The organism is Sporosarcina sp. FSL K6-5500 (genome assembly GCF_038005665.1).
Taxonomy (GTDB): domain Bacteria; phylum Bacillota; class Bacilli; order Bacillales_A; family Planococcaceae; genus Sporosarcina; species Sporosarcina psychrophila.
This window is the reverse complement of the sequence record NZ_JBBOTP010000001.1, coordinates 761,979-782,656: the sequence shown is the minus strand read 5'-3', so window position 1 is coordinate 782,656 and position 20,678 is coordinate 761,979. Positions and strand designations below refer to the sequence as shown.

Sequence of the window (20,678 nt, the reverse complement as noted above, 5' to 3'; positions counted from 1 at the left end):
TATCTACTCTTCAATCAAATGAAGTTGTAGTGATACGCACTATTGAATGCTATTTGCTTTTATTGCTACCTATCCATAGCTATTTTTCTCCATATAACTAGCGCGATGCTGTACGTCTTCAAATGCTAGTATATTTTCGTGATTCACTTGTGGGTGCTGATTAATCATTCGTTCTAAATTAATAACGTCACATTGAAATTCATCTAACACTAGACTTGGTGACCTCATACCGTTATCCCACTGCCACTAAGCGCCTCTGTAGAAAAAGTGGAATAGATGGAATAGTTGAATTAATTAATTGGGTAAATTATACTAATAGTAGCAATGATTACTACTTTTCGGTCATAGAAATATATATAAGTAGCGTTATCACATTAAATGGAGGTTTTAAGTTGAAGAAACCGACTTATCAAAAATTATTCAAAGCGACGATGGCGACAGCAGTTGCGACAGGGGCTTTTGTTGCGGTTGCGCCGGTAAATACGAAAGCGGAAACGCGGACATTTTCTGATGTTAAGAACATCCCGAGTCATCACTTTTACGAAGCGGTCATGAACTTGTCTTCAAGAGGCATCTTCGCTGGATACCCGGATGGTACATTTAAACCTGGTCAAAGCATTAACCGTCAGCATGCCGCTAAATTCTTAGCGCTTACATTAGGGTTGGATACAGTAAACGTTAAGGATCCGGGATTTAAGGACGTTAGCAAAAAGAGTGCATACTATGGGCATATTGCAGCGCTGGTCGAAGCGGGAATTATTTCGGGTTATGCAGATAAGACGTTCAAACCTGGAGATAATCTGACTCGAACACAAATGGCTAAAATGCTTGTCCTAGGGTTCGAGTTTAAGGCAAGGGGTTCACAGAAAAACCCATTTAGTGATGTCAGTGATAATAAATGGAACAAGAGCTACGTCCAAACGCTATATTCCAACGAAATTACAACGGGTACGACACCTACAACTTTTTCGCCAAATGCACTTGTGACGCGCGGGCAAATGGCTTCCTTCATTTATAGAAGTGAAGCTGCTACAAAAAGGCCGGAGCCTAAGCCAGAACCATTCAATAAAGATTTGATAGCAATAGAAGCAGCGTTCAACCAATTAAAGTCTGGTACATTAAAAATTTCACGTGGAAACTATGTAACTGATGAAAAAAAATTAGCAGCTGTCCAAGCCTATGTCACTTCACTTATCACTGAAAAAGGCGTTAGTGCAAAAGCAGCGGCAGACAAAACTACAGGTAACTACGTGGTTACACTTACAAAAGGTAAAGAGAAAGTAGAAAAAACGATAACTATCAAATTTGACGCTACGACAAACGATCATATTGTTACTGAAGTGAAAGCGATTAATGCTAAACAACTTGAAGTGAAGTTTGCAACTGCTATTTCCAAAACAACTGTAGTAGACGCTTCGAATGTTGTTCGAAATATGACGTTAACGACGACAACTAGTGCGACTGCGAACCCTGGACAACTTACAGGCTCGTTATCTGCAGATGGTAAAACTTTAACGATAACTGCAAATGGGGTCTTTAATGGTGAATACACGTTCAAATCAACAGATGCTATCAAATCGGTAACAGGTGAAAAAATCGAAGAGTATACAATGACAGTTAAAGCGCATGATACAATTGCGCCAAAACTAGTTTCTGGATCTGCGACTGCGAAAATAGCTACTCAGTCGTTTTCCCTGTATTTCGATGAGCCTGTGAATGCCACAGGCGCCATCGCTTATGTCAACAATGCAGCAGCAACTGTCTCTAACAATCCGACAAACCCTAATCGTTTGGATGTTACGGCGAGCACAGCTGTTCCAGTAGGTACAACCGCAAGCATTAAATTAACGAATGTGAAGGACTACAATAACAACTCGACATCTCCAAATCCAGTGGAAACATTCGTTACGATTACTACTGACACAGTAGCTCCAACTGTGACGAATGTATTGGTTACAGGGGAGAATAGAATAGAATTAACGTACGATAAAGATATGAAAATATCGTCATTCGCAGGTAAAGCACGTATCGTTCATTCGAATGGAACTGTGACAAACCTCACAGCGTCAGCGGGGGAAAATGCAAAAACGGTGGTCTTATCGGGCACAGTATTGTCCTATAATGATAAGTACAATGCGACTCTGTTCGTCGATGCTGACGTGAAAGATACAGGTGGAAACAGTTCAGCGCTGTATTCAACTAACTTGACTTTAAACCAAGATACGATTGCGCCAGTATTAACAGCTGTTGAATGGAAAGATGGCAAAATTGTAGCGAGTTTCACAGAAAACATTGCGCTAGGCAACAACAATGTCATCACAGCCGTTGATCAAAAATCAGGTGTTTCAACGTCGATTTACCTAAACTATTCCAATGCGCAGAATGCAGTGATTGCGAACAATACGTTAACGATCCACCATGCCTTGCCAAATGGAACCTATCAACTGCGTCTCCCAGCAAACACTGTCGTTGATAAATCGACCATCCCTAATCCGAATCAGCTTGCAACACTATCGTTTAGTGTTCAAAATTCTGCGTCATGGGATACCACTAGTCCTGTAGTTTATGGGATTACAAATTATCCTGTAGCGGATGGAGTAACGCCGGGCACATTGCAAACAGCTACTTATACAGTGACCGACGCTGATAGTGGCGTGAACTTAACGACCGTTCAAGATATCAGAAACTATAGATGGGATGGCAGTGCATTACCGTCAGGCTCTTATGTATCACCAGCTATCACTACTGGAACGACAGATAAAGCGACATCTGTTGCCGTAACGGTATATGTACCAACTGCAGGTATCTCAACAACTAAAACAGCCTCATTCACTGTCAATAATATTCGAGACAACGCAGGAAATGCAATTGCATATGCTGGAAGTGGGGATGTTAGATTTGTTAGTGGGTACCAGTATCAGCCGGAATTCACTTCAGCTGCAATTGGTCCTAACAATTCTTCACTCACACTTGGTTTCAGTACTTCAATGCACTCGATCGATGCAAACGATTTTGAAATCACATTAAATAGTCACATTGTAAAAATAAGTTCTTTTGCTTCAGTTAACAATTCGACTTCATTTGTTACTGATATAAGAGCTTCAGTAGCAGATAATGTCCCGATTCATGGAGCTATAAGTGATGTTGTCTACTTGGATACTAATAGAAACAACATGTATAATGAAGGCGATTTAGTCCTGCAAATGCTTGAAGCTTCTAGCTACTGGGGCAATTCATACGACTCCTTTTCAGTAGATTTAAATGCAGACTATGTAACAAGTTTGAACGTCAAACTTGTTAAAGATTATTCGTCGCCTGCACAAGATTTACAAGGGAACCATGCTTTGTTCGGTAAAGAAATCAGGGTGAGATAAAGATTACTTTCAAGTTTTTATTATCAGGTGCCTTCATTGAACTAGGCAACATTTTATCGGAATAAAACAGCTCCCATCCAGATTATATATCTGGATGGGAGCTGTTTTTAGTTGTTAGAACCGAGTCGGCGAAATAACTGAACTAGGTGACTGTGGTCGCCCCCATATAATGGACATAAGTGGGTATAGTATTGTCCCTATTATTTTTAATGATTCATGAGATGGTGATGATATCACGGGTTACAGACCACGTAGGAGCCGGAATATTTATACATCACCTGCCTATCAATCAAATAATTCTGCCACATCATCAACTACAGTCACATGTATGATGAAATCACCTTCTTTCACTAGGAAAATCCCCTTTTCTATTAACTCAAGAGTGACGAGACTTGCGATAAAGAGACACTATATGTTTGGTAAATGGTGATGGAATATTATTAATGTCTCGTATAGTTAGTAACAGGAAAAGAAAGAATATTCTTCAGTTAACGTATGAATCCTATTTAGGTTTAATAATACTCGAAGAAATAGGTATAATGTATCTAAGGGAGATGATGAAAGAATGAAGATAACAATTAAACTACTGACAGTTATAATGGCTCTACTCTTATGGATGCCGGCTTCTTTTTTAGCGAATACAGATAACGAGCCTATTTTGGCTTCAGATAACTGGACAAATGACGCTGTAATCGCTCCAAGTGTGGATGTGCCGACACATCGCGCTGCAGCTTTAATCGAAAATAATAGAACTGTTAGCAGTTTGTCAGATTTGAAGGCTGCCGTTTACAGTGGATTCAAAAATTATGAACAAACATTTTCCATTGATTACATAGGAGACACTGCGAATTTGAAAGCTGATCTGCAATCCATATTAGATGAGATACTCGTGGAGGATGAATATTTGCATGGAACACTTGCAAGCTGGAGCTGGACCTATAAAGGTTATGTAAATGATGTGACAATCAATTTTTCAAACAGCTACCTAACAAATAAACAGCAGGAGCAATTCGTAGATAGTGAAATTGCAAGGATACTTGGTGAAATCACCGAACCGAGCATGAACGAGTTTCAAAAAGTGAAAGCGGTCAATGACTTTATCGTCCTCAATACAGCATATAGCTTCGATACAGCGGCAAGCCCGCATAGTGTGTATGCGATACTGAATGAACAACAGGGTGTTTGCCAGGCTTATGCTCTTCTCGCTTATAAAATGCTCAATAATCTTGGGTTTGATGTACATTATGTAACGGGGGAAGCGGGGGGGATTGGACATGCGTGGAATCTCGTCAAGGTTGATGGGAAATGGTACAACCTTGATACAACATGGAATGACCCTACTCCGAATCGAAAAGCACAAGTTTACTATAATTACTTTCTTGTTACGGACAATCAGTTAAAGAAAGATCATTCATGGACGCAAGGGGATTTCCCTGTTGCAACAAGTACGGAATATTCTTTTATGCATAGTGTCACTTCCGCTTATACATTAAATGATGTAGTTTATTATAGCGATGAAACAGACGGTAATAAGCTGTATAAAATGGATTTGCTGACGCAAGAAAAAACAAAGTTGACTGATAGTATGGCCCAATATATCACAGCATTTGGTGGAAAGGTTTACTTTAGCAACTATTCCAATGGCGCGCACTTGACAGAGATAGGGACGGATGGGACTAATGTAAAGGAACTGAACAAAATGAGTTCAACCAATCTCTATATCGAACAACCATATTTGTATTTCACTTCAAAAGATGGTTCACTGGAAAAAGTGAAAATTAGTAGTGCCATTACATTTGATACGGCTAAGTACACGATGTGGGATGAAAAAGAAACGAAGGATTTGAAGAAGGAATGGCGTATTGAGATGAATGCACCAGTCAATAATACAACGGTGAACGACCAAACTGTCTATATCGTAGATGCGGAAGGAAACCACTTGTCGTTCATCAATCCGGTTGTCGAAAATCAACAATTTATTCGACTACAGAATAATAGTAGCTTTTCACCGGGAAATCGCTATTATGTCGTCATTGAAAACAGTATCAGATCCAATAAAGAAAAAGTATTAACAAAAGGCGTTGTCATGCCATTCGTTGTGAAATGATAAATCGTTTAAGGTTCTCGTTCGGTCTTAACTTTGAACCATCTTGTTTAAGAAGGTAAGTAATCAAACCCCAGAATCCTGTTGGATTCTGGGGTTTGATGTCGTTATATAAAAGAATCTATTTTACTATCGTTATCTCTTTAACATAATCACCATGAACAAACAGCTCGTCATATCCAACCGCATCTGAGATTACCTTTAACCATGGCAACGGTTTAACTGGCTCTATAATTATGACGGGAATTCCCGTTTTAGCGTATCTATATGCGAGGCTATTGTTCGTTCCAGGACCACTTCGGACATTCAATGCTTCCGTTGTTAGGCCAATGGTATATGGATTAGCCAAATCTTTTCCGCCCATCAATTTATCGATACGATACATATGACCAGCTGCCTTCGCTCCCCAATAAGGATCGGCAGCATATTTGACGTTAAAGCCCACTGCTTTATTGCCAAAAATCGCACCATAGGCATAAGCGTTATTCGGTGGAATGTAATTTTTGTTTAAATACGCGTTGACCAGCTCCAAGATATTTTCCTCGACCGTTTCGAAATATTCCGGAACGGGTCTGTCATCATATACTTTCAAACCGAACAGATTATTGAATTGCTGAGCTCGTTTGCTTAGACCGTATGTACTTTCGTGCTGCGCCAATGCGAGAATGAGCAAGGCATTAATTTGTTGTTCTTCCTCTACTTGTTTCAAAAATGCCCCAAGGCCAATGAGTTTACTTTTTTCAGCCGCATTACGATAGGTTGGATCGTTAGGATAATCGGCTTCAAGACTTTTCAATGTCGTCAGGATATAGGCATCGATTTCCTCGGCTGTATAGTTAGTCTTACTTCGCGCGGGCAGAAACTGAAAGTACTGATAGCCTGTCCCAACTTGTGTCCCATTACTATCGAAGAAATGGCTACCATCCCAACTGTAATACCGCTCTCCATCATTCATAAACGATGGGGTATTCCCAGCCTGATATGATGAAAAAGTACCGGTTTTATTTGAATAAATGGAATGGGTGAGGATTCCGTTTCGAGTGGAATAATAAGATCGCTTGTCCTTTACAGTCGTCCAAGGCAATAAGGTACCGTTTGCGTGTTTAATGAAACCTAGATTGCCTGCAACTTTTACTTTGACATAGCGATCGGTCGATTCTACATATTCCAGTTCGGTATCATCGATGACATATGTTGCTTCATTCCTAAAGTTTTGATCTGAATAAATAATTGTTAACACACTGTCAACAGTCGGTTTGGTGACAACAATTCCGCTATCCATCTTTATGATTGCGTCATCATAAAGAATTACTTGTCCAACAGTCAATGCAGCAATTGCTTCGTTGTATGTAGCAAATGACTTGGAAATAGTTGTACTTCCGTCCGAGCGAAGCGTCGCTGTATCATACGTTGGATCAGCTTCCACAATACTGAATTTTTTAATGACACTTTCTTTGAGTGGGGTGTCGTCGCTATTTCTCACGCCATTTGTGACGTGGAGCGAATAGGTTGTCGAGGGCGTGTAGCCGCCGTTTGGTGGAAGGATGATTACTTTATCACCATCCGTCAAGACCTCTGATTTCACTTTGTTACCAGCCGCGTCAACCACAAACACGGTATTAGCGCCAACGCTGTTACGATCCACGGGTTTATTGAACGTAATCGTCCAGGGCTTATTTGTAGGTTGATCAGCAGACATATCCCAAGCAATTTCCGCATTTGCAATCGAGGGCAGCATAGAAAAAATGAGTGTGCTGACCAGCAGGATTGAGAATAACTTCTTATGTATTTTTAGAAACAATGGGGGTTTCCTCCTTAAAGGTTATGATTCTATCATATTACCAGTATTGGAGGAAAGTTGAAATCAGTATAAAGTTGTTTTTAATTAGAATCTGAGGAGAACTCCACAAGAAAGGCCAACTTTTACCTTCCAATTTTGAAGAGGAATTATGAAGTATTTCCTTAACATTGATGCAGATTTGCCGATAGACTATACAGAGGAGAAGCGATTTCTCTAGGTAGATAAATTCAAAATACATAGCCTAATAAGGGAGGGCCCGAGGTACATAGTTGAAACGAAATTTATAATACTATGACTAAGTTTGGAGGGACTATATTTGAAACGATTTAAAACGATCTGGCGCATGCAGTTTGTCATGTTACTGGCAATCGCCGCGATCGTCTCGTTCAGTTTTACTGTAAACGCGGCGGAAAAGGCACCACCACCACCTTATGAATATACGTTTGAAAAAGATGCGGGCGTACAATTCAATGGCATCGATGGCGTGAAAAGAATTAAAATGACGTTTTATGATAAAAACCTTTCAGTATCGGACATTGTGATGGGGCAAAATGTCTATGTTGAGCAGCCAGACGGGAAGAAGGTTAATATCCTTAACCCCATTATTGTCGGCAGCGATACAGTCACGATATCCTTTAAAAACTTACAGTACCTTGACTACTCTGAAGGTGCGAACTTGGATTATAAGGTAGTCATTGAAAAAGACGCCAAGCTACATTTTGATCAGTTAACGAAATATGAATTACCATTCAAACTCCATGAAATCTTACCAGGTTTTGAATCGGTATTTATCAAAACAACACAGCAAGTCATTAATGAGAATGTCTTGAAAAATAATGCACCCATGGATATAGCGGTTCATGTTCCTAAATTGTATCTAACGGGAATTACCACAACACACCGTTATAAAGGGATTGCAGACTTACCGAATCCGAATTTGGAAAGCCATTCGTTGACGAATATGGATGTCCTGACAGATCCAGAGGCAAGGCGGTTAACGGTCTCTGTCAACGATGAAGAACAGTATGCGCGTGACTTGGACTACCGTCCGGCTATTGGAGGATTTACGCTTGGACAGGCTGGTCTTGAAGCTTTGGTATGTGAAGGACAAAATGTTTGTACCGGAACAGCAAAAGACTTCCATCTAACAGCCTTCAATGAACACGGTAAAGTGTTAACCAATCGGAATTTCAAAGTAAGAGTAACCAATAAAACAAGTGGATTTACAGTCAGTGATTATCTGACTAAGCCGGATAAAATCTTTGGGCAACAAACGACACTACGAGAATTGATGCAAGATCCGAAGTTATTGAACACAATTGTTAGCCGTATTCCTGTGACGGAGTTAGATACACTGGGTTTGATCTATTCACTCGGCAGTAAAACGGAGGTTGCCAATCACGAGCAGCTGAAGATGGCGCTTGCGAATACTAGCATTAAAACCATCACATTGACTGACTCCATCATAGGTGACGTAGATATTGATCGCAGTGTGACGATTGATGGTTCTTCTAATAGTATTGTAGGTAATGTGAAACTTGGACAGGGTGCGAATATTACTGCAAGGCTGAAAAATACGACAGTTAACAAAAATTTAGCCATTGATGTCGGTAAAGATGGTTTTGCTGTTTTAGAGGGAACTGATGTAGTTGACTTCACAACGGCTACAAAGGGTTCGCTTCATTTATTCAATTTCGCATCATCAAATGGGATAGAATTGAATAATGACTCATCAATGCGAGTAGTCAGCGTAGGTGCGACACCTACTATGACCTTGTCTAGTGGAAACATGGTTACACTTATTGGGACGTACGGTGCGGTGAAAGCTAACAACGTAGCTGCTCAGCTGACAATTACGAGCAATACGGAAATTGAAAAACTAATCGTGCACGAACCAAACACATTGACAGTAACAAAACCAAGTGATAAAGCGCTTCCGCTACTAAAAGAAGGAAACGGCGAAATCTTTGTTAATGACACTGATCCGATTGAAGGAGAAGGTGGACAAACGATTAGAGAATGGTATTACCCTGAATTGCTAGCGCAGTCGATTGAAGCTTGGGCAGATACAGGTGCAAGGCTGACATTGGATCAATCCCCAATGGGTGTGAATTGGACAGTAGTCAATCCGAATGTCTTTGGCGGACAATCACAAGTAATTTTCAAAGATGGTTTATTATTCATTGTCGATGTCTTTGCGCAGCAGACAAAAGAAGTTGTTTTACAGGGATTACATGATGGACAGATTTATAGAGTAACGATTTTAGTGGAAATTGAAATACAATAATAAGATGGGGGTGCAACAGTATTGTTCACTCGAGTAAAAAGTATAGTACTAGCAATGATCCTGATGATTCCGTTGTTCATACCATTCGGGCAACCAGCGCAGGCATATGGTGTGACGAATCATGAAAATGTAATAGAAGTTGGAAAAAACCATTTTGTTGTCTTGAAAAATGATGGAAGCGTCTGGAGTTGGGGCGATCATACGTATGGACAGCTTGGCGATAGGTTGAGCGCAATGGAAACCGATAAGCCAAGTGCGATTCGAAGAGAAGATGGTACTCGCCTATTGGGTATTAAATCAATTGCAGCTGGCGGCGACCATACAGTAGCACTTGATAGTAACAAAAATGTCTGGACATGGGGCCGAAATTCGCATGGGCAACTAGGCTATGCAACAGACGAAACCGGGATATCCACTGAATGGATGGTGCCTCATGCTAACCCTGAAATGGTTATGGTAAGTAAGGATGTGCCATTAAAGGCGATTGCCATTTCTGCGGGCACATCTCATACCCTTGCAGTCGATGAAATTGGACAAGTATGGGCTTGGGGTTCAGGTGACAGCGGTCAAATCGGTCAACTAGGAAAGGCTACAACACCTATACTAGTTCCAGGTCTATCTAATGTTGTTGCGGTTGCGGCTGGTGGAGAGCACTCACTTGCTTTAACAGCGGGAGGGTCTGTCTATGCTTGGGGGCGCGGGACGAGTGGGCAACTAGGCAACGGGCAATCGGGTCATAAGAATCCGGAACCCCAAAAAATTGACAGCTTAACGAACGTTATGGCAATTGTAGCTGGTGATAATCACACACTAGCTATAGCGCAAAATAACACAACAATTTGGGCTTGGGGTTCAAATAAATATGGTCAGCTCGGTGACGGGGGCAGGCAAGATAGATTGACACCTGTTCAAGTATCCGGCATTAATGGTGTGAAGATGATTGCAGCTGGAAATGATCATACAATCGCTGTCAAAGATAATGGCAGCGTTTGGACTTGGGGACGTAACACGGAATATAGTGCGTTGGAACAACCCGCAAGTCGGACAACACCTATTCAAATCAAAGGCGTAAATAATGCCTTTGCCATTGGTGGTGGCGGTGCCAATAAAAATAGTTACACATTAGCAATTGATCATGAAGGATCGGTCTGGAAGTGGGATCAGACATCTTTCGATACAACAACAAGATTACCGATATTCAAACAAGTGCCAGGTATTGACGAAGTGATGGAGAAAATAGAATATCCGTTCGTACAAGGTGGGCAAGTGCTATTTAAGTATATAGGCACTAACGACACTATGGACGTTCAAGTATTTGGTAGTTTCAACGATTGGGATGAAATCTCACTCACACAAAGGGGCAACGAATGGACATTCCAGACAGAATTACAACCTGGAAAGCATGAATATGGATTTAAAGTAAATGGCAGATGGGTGGCAGATCCATTAAATCCGAATAAGGGATTTAGTGCAGCTGGTGATCCGATTAGTTATTTGACGGTAGATTCCTATGCTACAGTAGGCCCAGTTATTAATGATAGAGAAGTAACCTTTACGTACAGTAGTTATGATCATAATCGTCTGTTGGAATTTGATGCAGAGACCACCAGTGTTGTAGTGAGAGGTAGCTTTAATGATTGGTTCGGAATCCCATTAAAGAAAAATCCGAACAATACGTGGTCACTCACGAAGACGCTACCATTAGGTGAGCATACTTATTATTATGAAGTTCGAGATCATGCGACTGGAGCAGTGGCAGAATTTAGATTAGATCCACTGAATAAAAGTATTGTGGAGAATCCAATAACAGGTAGCTTGCGGAATACATTCAAAGTTGAGGAACAAATCCTAACAAAAGTACCTGTAGAAAACATTGAATTGGACAGAGGCCCTGTAGTGGATATGGTTGTTGGCGAACAAACGACTTTGCAAGCCATCATTAGTCCAACCAATGCAACGAACAAAAACTTAAACTGGTCATCTACTAAACCCCATATTGTCAGTGTAGAGGCAGGTCGGTTAACGGCACATGCGCAAGGCGAAGCAACGATTATTGTATCCTCGGCAGATGGAGGAAAGATTGATACAGTTACAGTCACTGTAAACCAACAAGACGGTGCCATTTCGTATCCAAGGCCAGGGTACAAAACATTTACTAATAAAACAAATGTTGCACCGAACAAAGTTTGGTATATCGCATTCAGTGAAGAACTAGACGGAAACTCTGTCAATAATAAAAACGCCTATGTAATGGATGAAACAGGAACAAAAATTCCAGTAGGCCATCAGTTAAGTAATGATGATAAAACACTCGAAATTCGTTTACAAGGTGGTAATATGTACACGCCAGGTGCAACGTATTATCTCTTCATCGAAGACACAGTGAAAACGAAATACGGCCAAAAGAAATTGAAAGAAAAAGTTCAAATGAAGTTTACCATTCAACTTTAATAATATGCTTTAACAAAAACCTACATTAAAACTGCCATGTGTACGTTTTAGTGTAGGTTTTTGCAATCATACATAGGAGATGAAAACGTGAGAAAATTATTATCAGTATTATTGTCGCTTTTGTTGGTCGTTACACTACTGACACCCTTACAAGTAACAGCAGCTAATGAAGAACTTCCATTTGATGAATACGGCGTTCGAGTCAATAGCGGTGAGGACTATCAGCAATTGCTAGCTGTAGGTGAAGAAGTAAGTTTCACTAGTAAAGTGGATGTGGCGTTAGATCACGAGTGGAAGATTAATTTCTCGGATATCGCAACGCCAAATAAAATTACAGCAATTACAATTGAGTGTGGCGGTAAACTCATTCCAGTCACAGCTCCTAAATACAGCAATAGCAAAGCCGTCACAATTAAGCCTGTTGCCAACTATCTAGGTGGTCAGAACTATACACTGAGAATCCTGTTGAAGAACGGTAGGAAGTACAAGATGGACTTTGCTACAGCTAAACGTAAAGAAACAGATAGAGCAAACGATAAATATACAGATCCCGGTGTAGATGTACTCTATATAGATGAAACCATAGAAGGAAAAGTATCAGGTACGAATGATATCGACTTTTATAAAATCGATATTCCAGAAGACGGACAATTGACTGTAAACATTAAGCGAGGTACGAATCCAGTATCCCTTTCTCTCTATGGGCATGAAGGAGATCAAGGTGATCTACTAGCTTATACGACAGATACAACGACGAGCTTATCCCGTGAGCTTAAAAAGGGAATTTATTATTTTAAAGTGACGGGGAATGGTGATTATGAAATCACAACTAGCTTCACAGCCAAAATAGTAGACCCAGTAAAAGAACTGGAAAAAGCACAACAAGCGGTAAGGGCACTCCCAGTACCAGCAGATGCAATGCCTAAGCACGCCGAAGACATTAAACAAGCTTTGGCACTAGTGGCTACTGCCAAAGCACTTGGTGCAAATGCTATCGAAATTGAAAAACTTGAAATCAAAATAGCAGCACTTCAAAAAGTGGTACTGCCATTAGAAATGAAAGTAACTGCACTCAATACGAAAACACTCGAAGTAAGATTCAATCGAGCTATAGATACGAGTGTAGCTTTGTTTACAGTTACCTCCTCCTTGAATGATATTCCTGTGAAGTCAGTAACATTCAATCCAAACAAGACAATTGCCAAAATTGAACTCGCGTCAATTGACAGTACAGGCTCATATACTGTGACTGTTGATGGACTAGCTGTTGAAGAAATGAAAGAAGCTATTAATGTAAAGCCTGCAACAATCGAGTCTATTGAAATCCTTGGCGATACTGCAGTTCGCATTGTAGGCGATCAAGTTTCCATAGGCTATCGCGCAGAGAATCAATACGGAGAAGAGATGCTAGAAGCACCAATAGGTGTCACAGCTAAATGGACGGACCCCCTAGCAACAAGTTCGTTAAGCGGAGCAACATCTGATGGTATCGTGAAAATCGCGATTGTTGCTAAAGAGATTGAAGAAGGCAAACTAATCGACTTAACACTTACATCTAATAAAGATAAAACAAAAACAGTTACTAAAAAAATAAAAATCTCAACACAAGCTTCTGTAAAAGGTATTACCATTAAGGAGATTTACAACGAAGCTGGTAAAAAATTAAACGAAACAACTAAACTTGTTAAGGTTGACGAGAATGATAAGGAAGAGATAGATGCAGATAAATTCTACTTATTAATAGAAGCTACAGATCAACATGGCGCCAAAATAGATAATGAAGATATTCTAAATGTACCTGGCGCAATTAGTTTAAGACAATTAGATTCATCAATTGTCAATTTTGTACCAACAACAGAATTCAAGTTAATTGATAAAAAAGATGGTACAAAACATACGGGATTAAGACTCACGGGCACACCGAAATTCGGTGAAACAGAAGTGACATTAACGGTTGTTGGAAATGGCCAAAAAGACTCCATCAAGGTGAAAGTTGAAGAAGGCAGCCGGACGGATGTTATTACATTAGACGTACCCTCATCCATCCCTGCAGATGAAGAGCTGTTCATTCCGATAAATACGATTGATAAACAAAACCAACCTATCACGAAAAAAGAAATTATTACAAATGCAGTGAGTGGTATTAAATTTACAATCAACCCGAAAAAAGATTATGAAATTGTAGAGAAAGAAATTACAACAGAAGCTGGGAAAATCGAAAAAAAAGTAGGAATAGAATTTAAAAAATCCCAAGTCATTGCGGACGAATTTACAATCAAAGCAGAATCTTCTACTGGTAAAATTGTTATGGAGAAGATTACTGTGAAAGGTAAAGCAGTGCCAACAACATGGCGAGAAGTTTCACCTAACTCTATTCAGAAAAACCTAAATCTAACAATCAAGAAAGATAAAAAACCTCAATTGATCGATGATAGCAAAGTACAATTTATCGATCAACACGGAAAGTCGATAGGGCCAACCGATGGATATAGTCTAGTAGTTACTGATCAAAATCCATTAGGCGGGTCAGTTTCTGTCGTCGATAATAAAATTACACCAATAGCTATTGGTACCGAAATTGTGACAATAGCTATTAAATATGGAGATACAGTTCTGAAAGGTAGCGAACAACCAATCACATTCACAGTGACTGATGGAAGTGGTTATAAAGCGTATGAAGTAGAAAAAATAGAGGCTATCTATGATGCTTTAGAAGCTAAGAAACTTACTAAGCAACCAGAAGATTATGCTAGGGATGTTATAGTCTTGGGTGTACTTGAAAATGGCACGAAAGAAAGATTAGCTTATGTAGATCTAGCTACTAGAGCTTATACATTTGAAGCATTAGGAGATTACTTAAAAGTTACAGGCGACGGTAAAATAAACGTCGAAAAAGCCTTTTATTATGGTAGTAAACCCGAAACAGAGCGTACAATTGGCATCAAACTCAATTCATCTGGTGAGGTTCTTCAAGCTAAAGTGACCATTTCTAATGTGGCACCAGAAGTAGTAGAGATACAAAGTTCACAACAGACAATTATTTATAATGCAACTACTGAAGGATCATTCGATTTTAAAAAGCTACCGGATGCTGTAACTAAAAATATCACTGCAAAAGATCAGTATGGAGTGAGCAGTGATAAACTATCGAATCATCAATTCGTGTTTCCAGATGGAACTCCAGTTGCTAGTAACCTAAAGTTCACTGCTGATATTGGAAACTTTATATTCAAAGATAATAATACAAAAGATGCTAAAGTAACCGACTTCTCATCAAACTCATCATTTAACGCATTTGTAACTGTTGGGAATATATCTTCAAATTCGGTTAAAATGACTGTAGAAAAGGCTCATATGCCATCAGTTGAAGCTGAGATTGCGAATATTACCTCGAACGTGTGGGGAAAATTAGATAACGATGATAATTTATTAAATATAGTACAAGGACTTGTTGGAACAGGATATACAGTCACTATTAAATCATCAGATAATAATGCAATTGCTTCGAGTGGTAAAGTAACACAACAAGATATTCCTGCGATGGTCAATGTGGTGTTTGTAGTGAAGAATACTGCTAACCCTTTATTGAGTAAAGAGATGGCTTCTATAAAAATAGAGGTTTTGGCAGCAATGAAAGTAATATTAGCTGCTGATTCAGTTGGAACAGCGGGTAATAAAGAAATTATCGGTTTACCAACTGGAAATAAATATATAGTTATAGAAGGTGCAAAATACTACGGTATATTAGCAGATGGGAAATTAAGTGCATCACAAATTTCTAGGGCATCAGCTGAAGGGCTTGCAGCGGATTTAGCAGGAGGAAAAATCGAAGGTTTACTAAACGGTACTACTTACAAAGTTGAAATCGTAGCTGCAAAAGTAGTAAATATTGATCCTGGTTCTGAATCTGGTGCGTTAGCGGGGGATAGAATAATTACAGGCTTAAAAACCGGAGTTAAATACATTGTATCAGAAGGAACGAATTTTTACGGCTTATTGGCTAATGGTAGCTTAAGTCCAGCGAAAAATGACAAGGATGCCGCTGGTGCGTTAGCAGTAGCACTATCAGGAGCGACTACCATCACAGGTTTAACAAACGGTGTTACTTACAAAGTTGTAATTGCACCGGCAGTACCTCTTGCCGGAGTAAAAGCAACTGCGGGTAATGGCCAAGCAACTATTAATTTCCCAGCACCAACAGGAGCAACATCTGTAAAAGTTCAACAATCTACGGATGGAGCCACTTGGGATACTAGTTATGCAAAAACTGTACCAACATTATTAACTGAGAAATCCACATCAGCAACAGTTACAGGTTTAACAAATGGAGATACTTATTATTTCCGCGTAGACGTAAAGGGTGGGGCTTACGAAGGCACTTCAGACATTACAACTGAAATTAGGCCTATGGCACCGATTACTATAAAAGCCATCAATGGCTTAATAGCACCGAAAACAGGCGAGTCACCGGTGAAAGACACAATTATTACTGAGGAATATACAGCAACGATTGAATGGAATCCCGATCACTCAATTTTTGATTCTGAAAAAATATATATAGCAATAATTATAATTAAACCAAAAGAAGGCTATACATTGGAAGGTGTAACACAGAATTTCTTCACAGTAGTAGATGCAATAGCAACAAACACTGCTAATATAGGTGTAATAACAGCAGTATTCCCAAAGACAAAACTACTGCCTGGCACTCCGCAATAAAAAATTTCAAAGCAAAAAAGCGATTGGCCCTCACCTTGAGGGCCAATCGCTTTTACTCATTTCGCAATAAACGTCTGCGTCAATGGTTGTTTCAAAAATTCGTTATTCTTCGTACTGCCTTTAAACTGGCGATCAATGTATAGCGTGTACTGATTGCCACGTCTGAAAGATTTATCAGGAACCACGCTAATCTGTTTACCGTCAGCGCTTAGTGATAATGTTGTTGCTACTAGTGTATTCGTTGAATCATCCATGATATAAATCAGTCCTGAATACAATGCTTTGTGATCTACTTTTGCATTGAAAGTAATCGTTACTGGCTTTATAGCTGGACGTTCGATTGTTTTTTTCCATTCTGTCATCACGATTGTTTCTACGTGAGCTAATGGACTGATGATATTGCCTTTCATAACAATCGCATACAGTTCACCATTCGGTGCTGCAACCGGTTGGCCCGTGTAACGCGTCCAGTTGGACAAGTCTGCGTTGTTCACTGTATAGCTTTGTAGATCAGGATCCCGCGCACTACGGTCAAATGCGATATGACTACTATTTGTCGTGTAGTAAATTTGTCCACCTGCTGCAGCTGATATGCGATACGTATTTGCTGTAGCGGATGTAATAGTTGGTGCAGCAAGGTTTTCGACCAATGCATACGTACCTGGCTCAGTTGCTAAACCAATAATGTTGTCGTTACCTTGTGGACTACTTGGTTGAATGATTGCCACTAATTGATTGTTGTTGCGAACTAGACGTGCAAAGTTTTTATTAGCCTGTTTTTTCATTTCTACTTCAATCGGTTGCACGAAAGGTTGTGCTGAGTTCCCCCAGCTAATTTCCATCGGTTGATTGACAACTGGGTCTGTAGAGCTTGTAACAATTGTTGGTATTTTAACAGTCAATGCTGGAGATTTTGCTTCAATGGCATTACCGTATGGAATATGAATCGCACGGTCCTGTCCAATAAAGCTAACCCCTTGTTTCTCAGCAAGTTTTTTTTCTTCGAGTGATAGGGTTTGTGTTGAACCCGCTGCTGAGAACGTTGCCGATTTCCGTACTGTTTTAGTCCATGCATTTGTTTCAAAGTCCTCTATTTCTACTGTTACGGTATACTCTTTTACTTGTTCAGGGTCTTTGGGGTCTTTCGGTGTAACCGTGTACTTCACAGGTGATGTGAAATCCTTTGAAGTGATTCCACTTACTTGTACTTCAGTGCCCACTTTTACTATATTTGTTGCTGTTGCTGTTGCAAACTTCGCTTTTAAACTTTTGACGACGGTACCTTTAGGAACGACTACTTTGATGGTACCAGCAGTATGGTCGATAACGCCATAAGCGCGCTCAAGCGCGAATTCGAACGCTGTAATGAGTGCTGGTTCACTTGCGTTCTCAAATAAGCTGACATTCACTGGGTTGGAAGGTGCACTTTCAATCCCATTGACCGTTTGCGTGACGTAATAGCCAAGACCAGCTGGTATGTCTTTAAAGATAGCCGTTGGATCAGATACAGATACCGGCTTTTGTGAATTAATTAGCTCGCCATATGCATTATACAAGTTGACGACAGTCACGGCTTCTTTATGAGTGAGGACCCCATCGACTTCGATTGTACTTCTGCCTGCTTCAGCTTTAAGCTTGTCTATTTTTGGTGGTGCAACCGTAATAATACGTTGCTTGTCATCTGCCTTTGCACCACGTTTTGTTGTGACACTATAGATAATCGTGTAAATTCCAGGGAACTCCATTTCAATCAGCTCATTACAAATGGTTACTGGATCGGTCACAATGTTTTCATTACAAAGAACTTTATTGCCAAATAGTATTTTCTTTTTGATATCATTCGTAAGTTTTGGACCATCCAAGTAATCGTCTGCTGTTGCACCTGCATCCTTGAAATGTCCTACCCCTATATCCGTATTCGCAGTATAGCTATACTCATTTATTGAGATATTCCAAATGAAAGATAAGTTTTCAGGACCATTTATTGTAATATAGGGACGGTTTTTATCACGAACATCGACAATATTAGAACGCATACTTTCCAAGATTTCACCATCTATTGGGAACTCTTGTATTACATAGTAGCTACCAGGCGGGATTTTCATGTCCACATTGAGTGTTGTCCCATCTAGTCCCGTTGGGTTTTTGAAAACGTAAGTTGTCACACCTACTGGTAATGGTTTTGAAACTGCGATAGGTTTATCGGGATTTGCTACGTCATACAACTTTAAAGTAGCACCTGGGTACGCACTTGTGACGCCTACTTCACCTAGGTCAGCAGTACTACCGATTGCAATGACAGCATGTGGCTTCACGTAAACGGTACGGATGACTGTACTCGCAACGTTTCCAGCAGTATCCGTTACATTGTACGTCACGATATATTTTCCTGGAACGCTCATATTGACTGCGCTGCTGTCGATTTTAATGCTTGCTGATAGGCTAGCTGCGTTATCGATATTATCTGTAGCCGTTGCGCCGTATTCAATGTAGATTCCGCCACGGATAAATTCGACTTCATGTTTATTGATCAGTTGAATAGTTGGCTTTGTTGTATCTTTAATGTCAACTCGTGGGGAAGTTTCACTTTCAATCCCGTTGACGACTTGGGTAACGTAATAGGCAATGCCGACTGGAATACCTGAGATTTCGAATAATCCAGTGGCACTATCATTGGCTCTTGTAATTGTTTTAATCGGTTTACCACCTGGATCTTGATAAACTTTCAATGTAGCTTCGCCCATGACATTGTTTACCCAAATATCCCCAGTCGGACGTCCAGGTGCATTTTCATTGGGAATAGCAGTATGAACAACATTATCGATATCCAATGTCGGTGGTGCGATTGTAACGGTTTTTGTTACGGTAGCAGTGTTGCCTGCATCATCTTTTGCTGTGTACGTTATTTTGTAGATACCAGGTGTATTGATTTTCTGGTTTGGAGAGACAGTGATTTCAATGGATGGCGTGCTGATATTATCTTTTGCCACTACATCACTTTTACTGAATGGATACTCCCAATTTGTATAGTTTTTAGGCATAGATACTTTGTCTGTAGCAGGTCCAACGAGTGAAATGGTTGGAGCCATTTCATCGATAATTTTTGCATAGTTAGAACGAGAACTCTGTGCTCCATTCTCTTCCTGGATTACATAATATTCGCCGGCACTTAAACCGGTAAATGTGTAGCTATTTAGTGCTTCAACGTTTCTGATGACTGGTTCATTACTAGAATTGACGATATACAATAGAAGGCGATTACCTTGTCTCGTATCAGTAACTTCGATGGCCCCGCCGTTATTATTTTGACCGGCTCCTGCAATTGTAACGCTTAGTCTAACAGGACGCGGTGCAATATCTTGTGAATTGGAAAATGCACTTTCAACACCGTTGATTGTTTGCTTTGCACGATAGTTTTTACCGGGCGGTACTTGTTCGTCCGCGTATCCAAGGTCAAAATAACCAACCCCATTTTCATCTGCCTCTGTTTTACGGGTTATAAATCCGCTTTTATCGTGATGAAGCGTTAGGATAGCGAATGGTTCGGCACCTGAAACGACAATCCTTGTCGCTGACGGTTCAGCGAGTTCTACCGCTTTAGGCGTAACTAATACGGGTAGTGAACGATCGGATTCAGTTCCGCCAGCTGGTTTTGACGTTACTTGATATTTTCCGGGACTTACATTATTGAAAGTATGTTCGGAAGTTGTATTATCCTTTGTTTGAGCTGACGTACTACTGTTCTCAGGGTAAAGTGTAAGTGTTTCACCCACGATTGCATTGGTAACTTGAACAGTCCCTTTTCCAGTGATAAAGTTTGCCGTACTTCCTGTTACTGTTCCGCTGAACCCATCCGCAAATACAGGTGGCAGGGGTCCGACGGTCATTAAAAGAAGCATGAATGTCATTAAAATCGATACTGTTTTCTTCATTATAAAATAC

Annotated in this window: 8 protein-coding genes; 5 read left to right on the top strand and 3 right to left on the bottom strand. The window is 40.1% G+C overall.

Features of this window, described 5'->3' with window-relative positions:
- Positions 1 to 69 precede the first annotated feature (69 nt).
- Positions 70 to 228: a hypothetical protein gene (locus MKX62_RS03395; RefSeq protein WP_340740710.1), complete on the bottom strand. Its 159-nt coding sequence runs from the start codon at positions 226 to 228 to the stop codon at positions 70 to 72.
- A 164-nt stretch (positions 229 to 392) separates the two neighbouring features.
- On the opposite strand from MKX62_RS03395, the gene MKX62_RS03390 reads away from it, so the two are divergent.
- Together MKX62_RS03390 and MKX62_RS03385 are read left to right on the top strand one after the other, a co-directional pair.
- Positions 393 to 3,374, top strand: a complete 2,982-nt coding sequence (locus MKX62_RS03390) for an S-layer homology domain-containing protein (RefSeq protein ID WP_340740709.1) — start codon at positions 393 to 395, stop codon at positions 3,372 to 3,374.
- Between the two features lie 565 nt (positions 3,375 to 3,939).
- Entirely contained in the window at positions 3,940 to 5,481 is a 1,542-nt protein-coding gene (locus tag MKX62_RS03385; RefSeq protein WP_340740708.1) for a DUF5050 domain-containing protein, read from the top strand.
- A gap of 118 nt (positions 5,482 to 5,599) precedes the next feature.
- Here MKX62_RS03385 and MKX62_RS03380 read toward each other — a convergent pair whose 3' ends face one another.
- A complete protein-coding gene (locus MKX62_RS03380; RefSeq protein WP_340740707.1) occupies positions 5,600 to 7,279 on the bottom strand; it encodes a glucosaminidase domain-containing protein in 1,680 nt (559 codons plus the stop codon).
- Between the two features lie 316 nt (positions 7,280 to 7,595).
- On the opposite strand from MKX62_RS03380, the gene MKX62_RS03375 reads away from it, so the two are divergent.
- From MKX62_RS03375 to MKX62_RS03365, 3 genes are all read left to right on the top strand, one after another.
- On the top strand, positions 7,596 to 9,566 hold the full coding sequence (locus MKX62_RS03375) for a hypothetical protein (protein ID WP_340740706.1): 1,971 nt from the start codon (positions 7,596 to 7,598) through the stop codon (positions 9,564 to 9,566).
- Between the two features lie 21 nt (positions 9,567 to 9,587).
- Positions 9,588 to 12,017: an RCC1 domain-containing protein gene (locus MKX62_RS03370; RefSeq protein ID WP_340740705.1), complete on the top strand. Its 2,430-nt coding sequence runs from the start codon at positions 9,588 to 9,590 to the stop codon at positions 12,015 to 12,017.
- A gap of 87 nt (positions 12,018 to 12,104) precedes the next feature.
- On the top strand, positions 12,105 to 16,736 hold the full coding sequence (locus tag MKX62_RS03365; RefSeq protein ID WP_340740704.1) for a PPC domain-containing protein: 4,632 nt from the start codon (positions 12,105 to 12,107) through the stop codon (positions 16,734 to 16,736).
- 56 nt (positions 16,737 to 16,792) lie between these two features.
- Here MKX62_RS03365 and MKX62_RS03360 read toward each other — a convergent pair whose 3' ends face one another.
- Entirely contained in the window at positions 16,793 to 20,668 is a 3,876-nt protein-coding gene (locus MKX62_RS03360; RefSeq protein ID WP_340740703.1) for an immunoglobulin-like domain-containing protein, read from the bottom strand.
- Positions 20,669 to 20,678: the final 10 nt, after the last annotated feature.

What these genes read in the sequence shown, in the direction of transcription:
- MKX62_RS03395 (WP_340740710.1), bottom strand. Translation starts at nt 228, where the DNA reads ATGAGGTCACCAAGTCTAGTGTTAGATGAATTTCAATGTGACGTTATT.
- MKX62_RS03385 (WP_340740708.1), top strand. Translation starts at nt 3,940, where the DNA reads ATGAAGATAACAATTAAACTACTGACAGTTATAATGGCTCTACTCTTA.
- MKX62_RS03360 (WP_340740703.1), bottom strand. Translation starts at nt 20,668, where the DNA reads ATGAAGAAAACAGTATCGATTTTAATGACATTCATGCTTCTTTTAATG.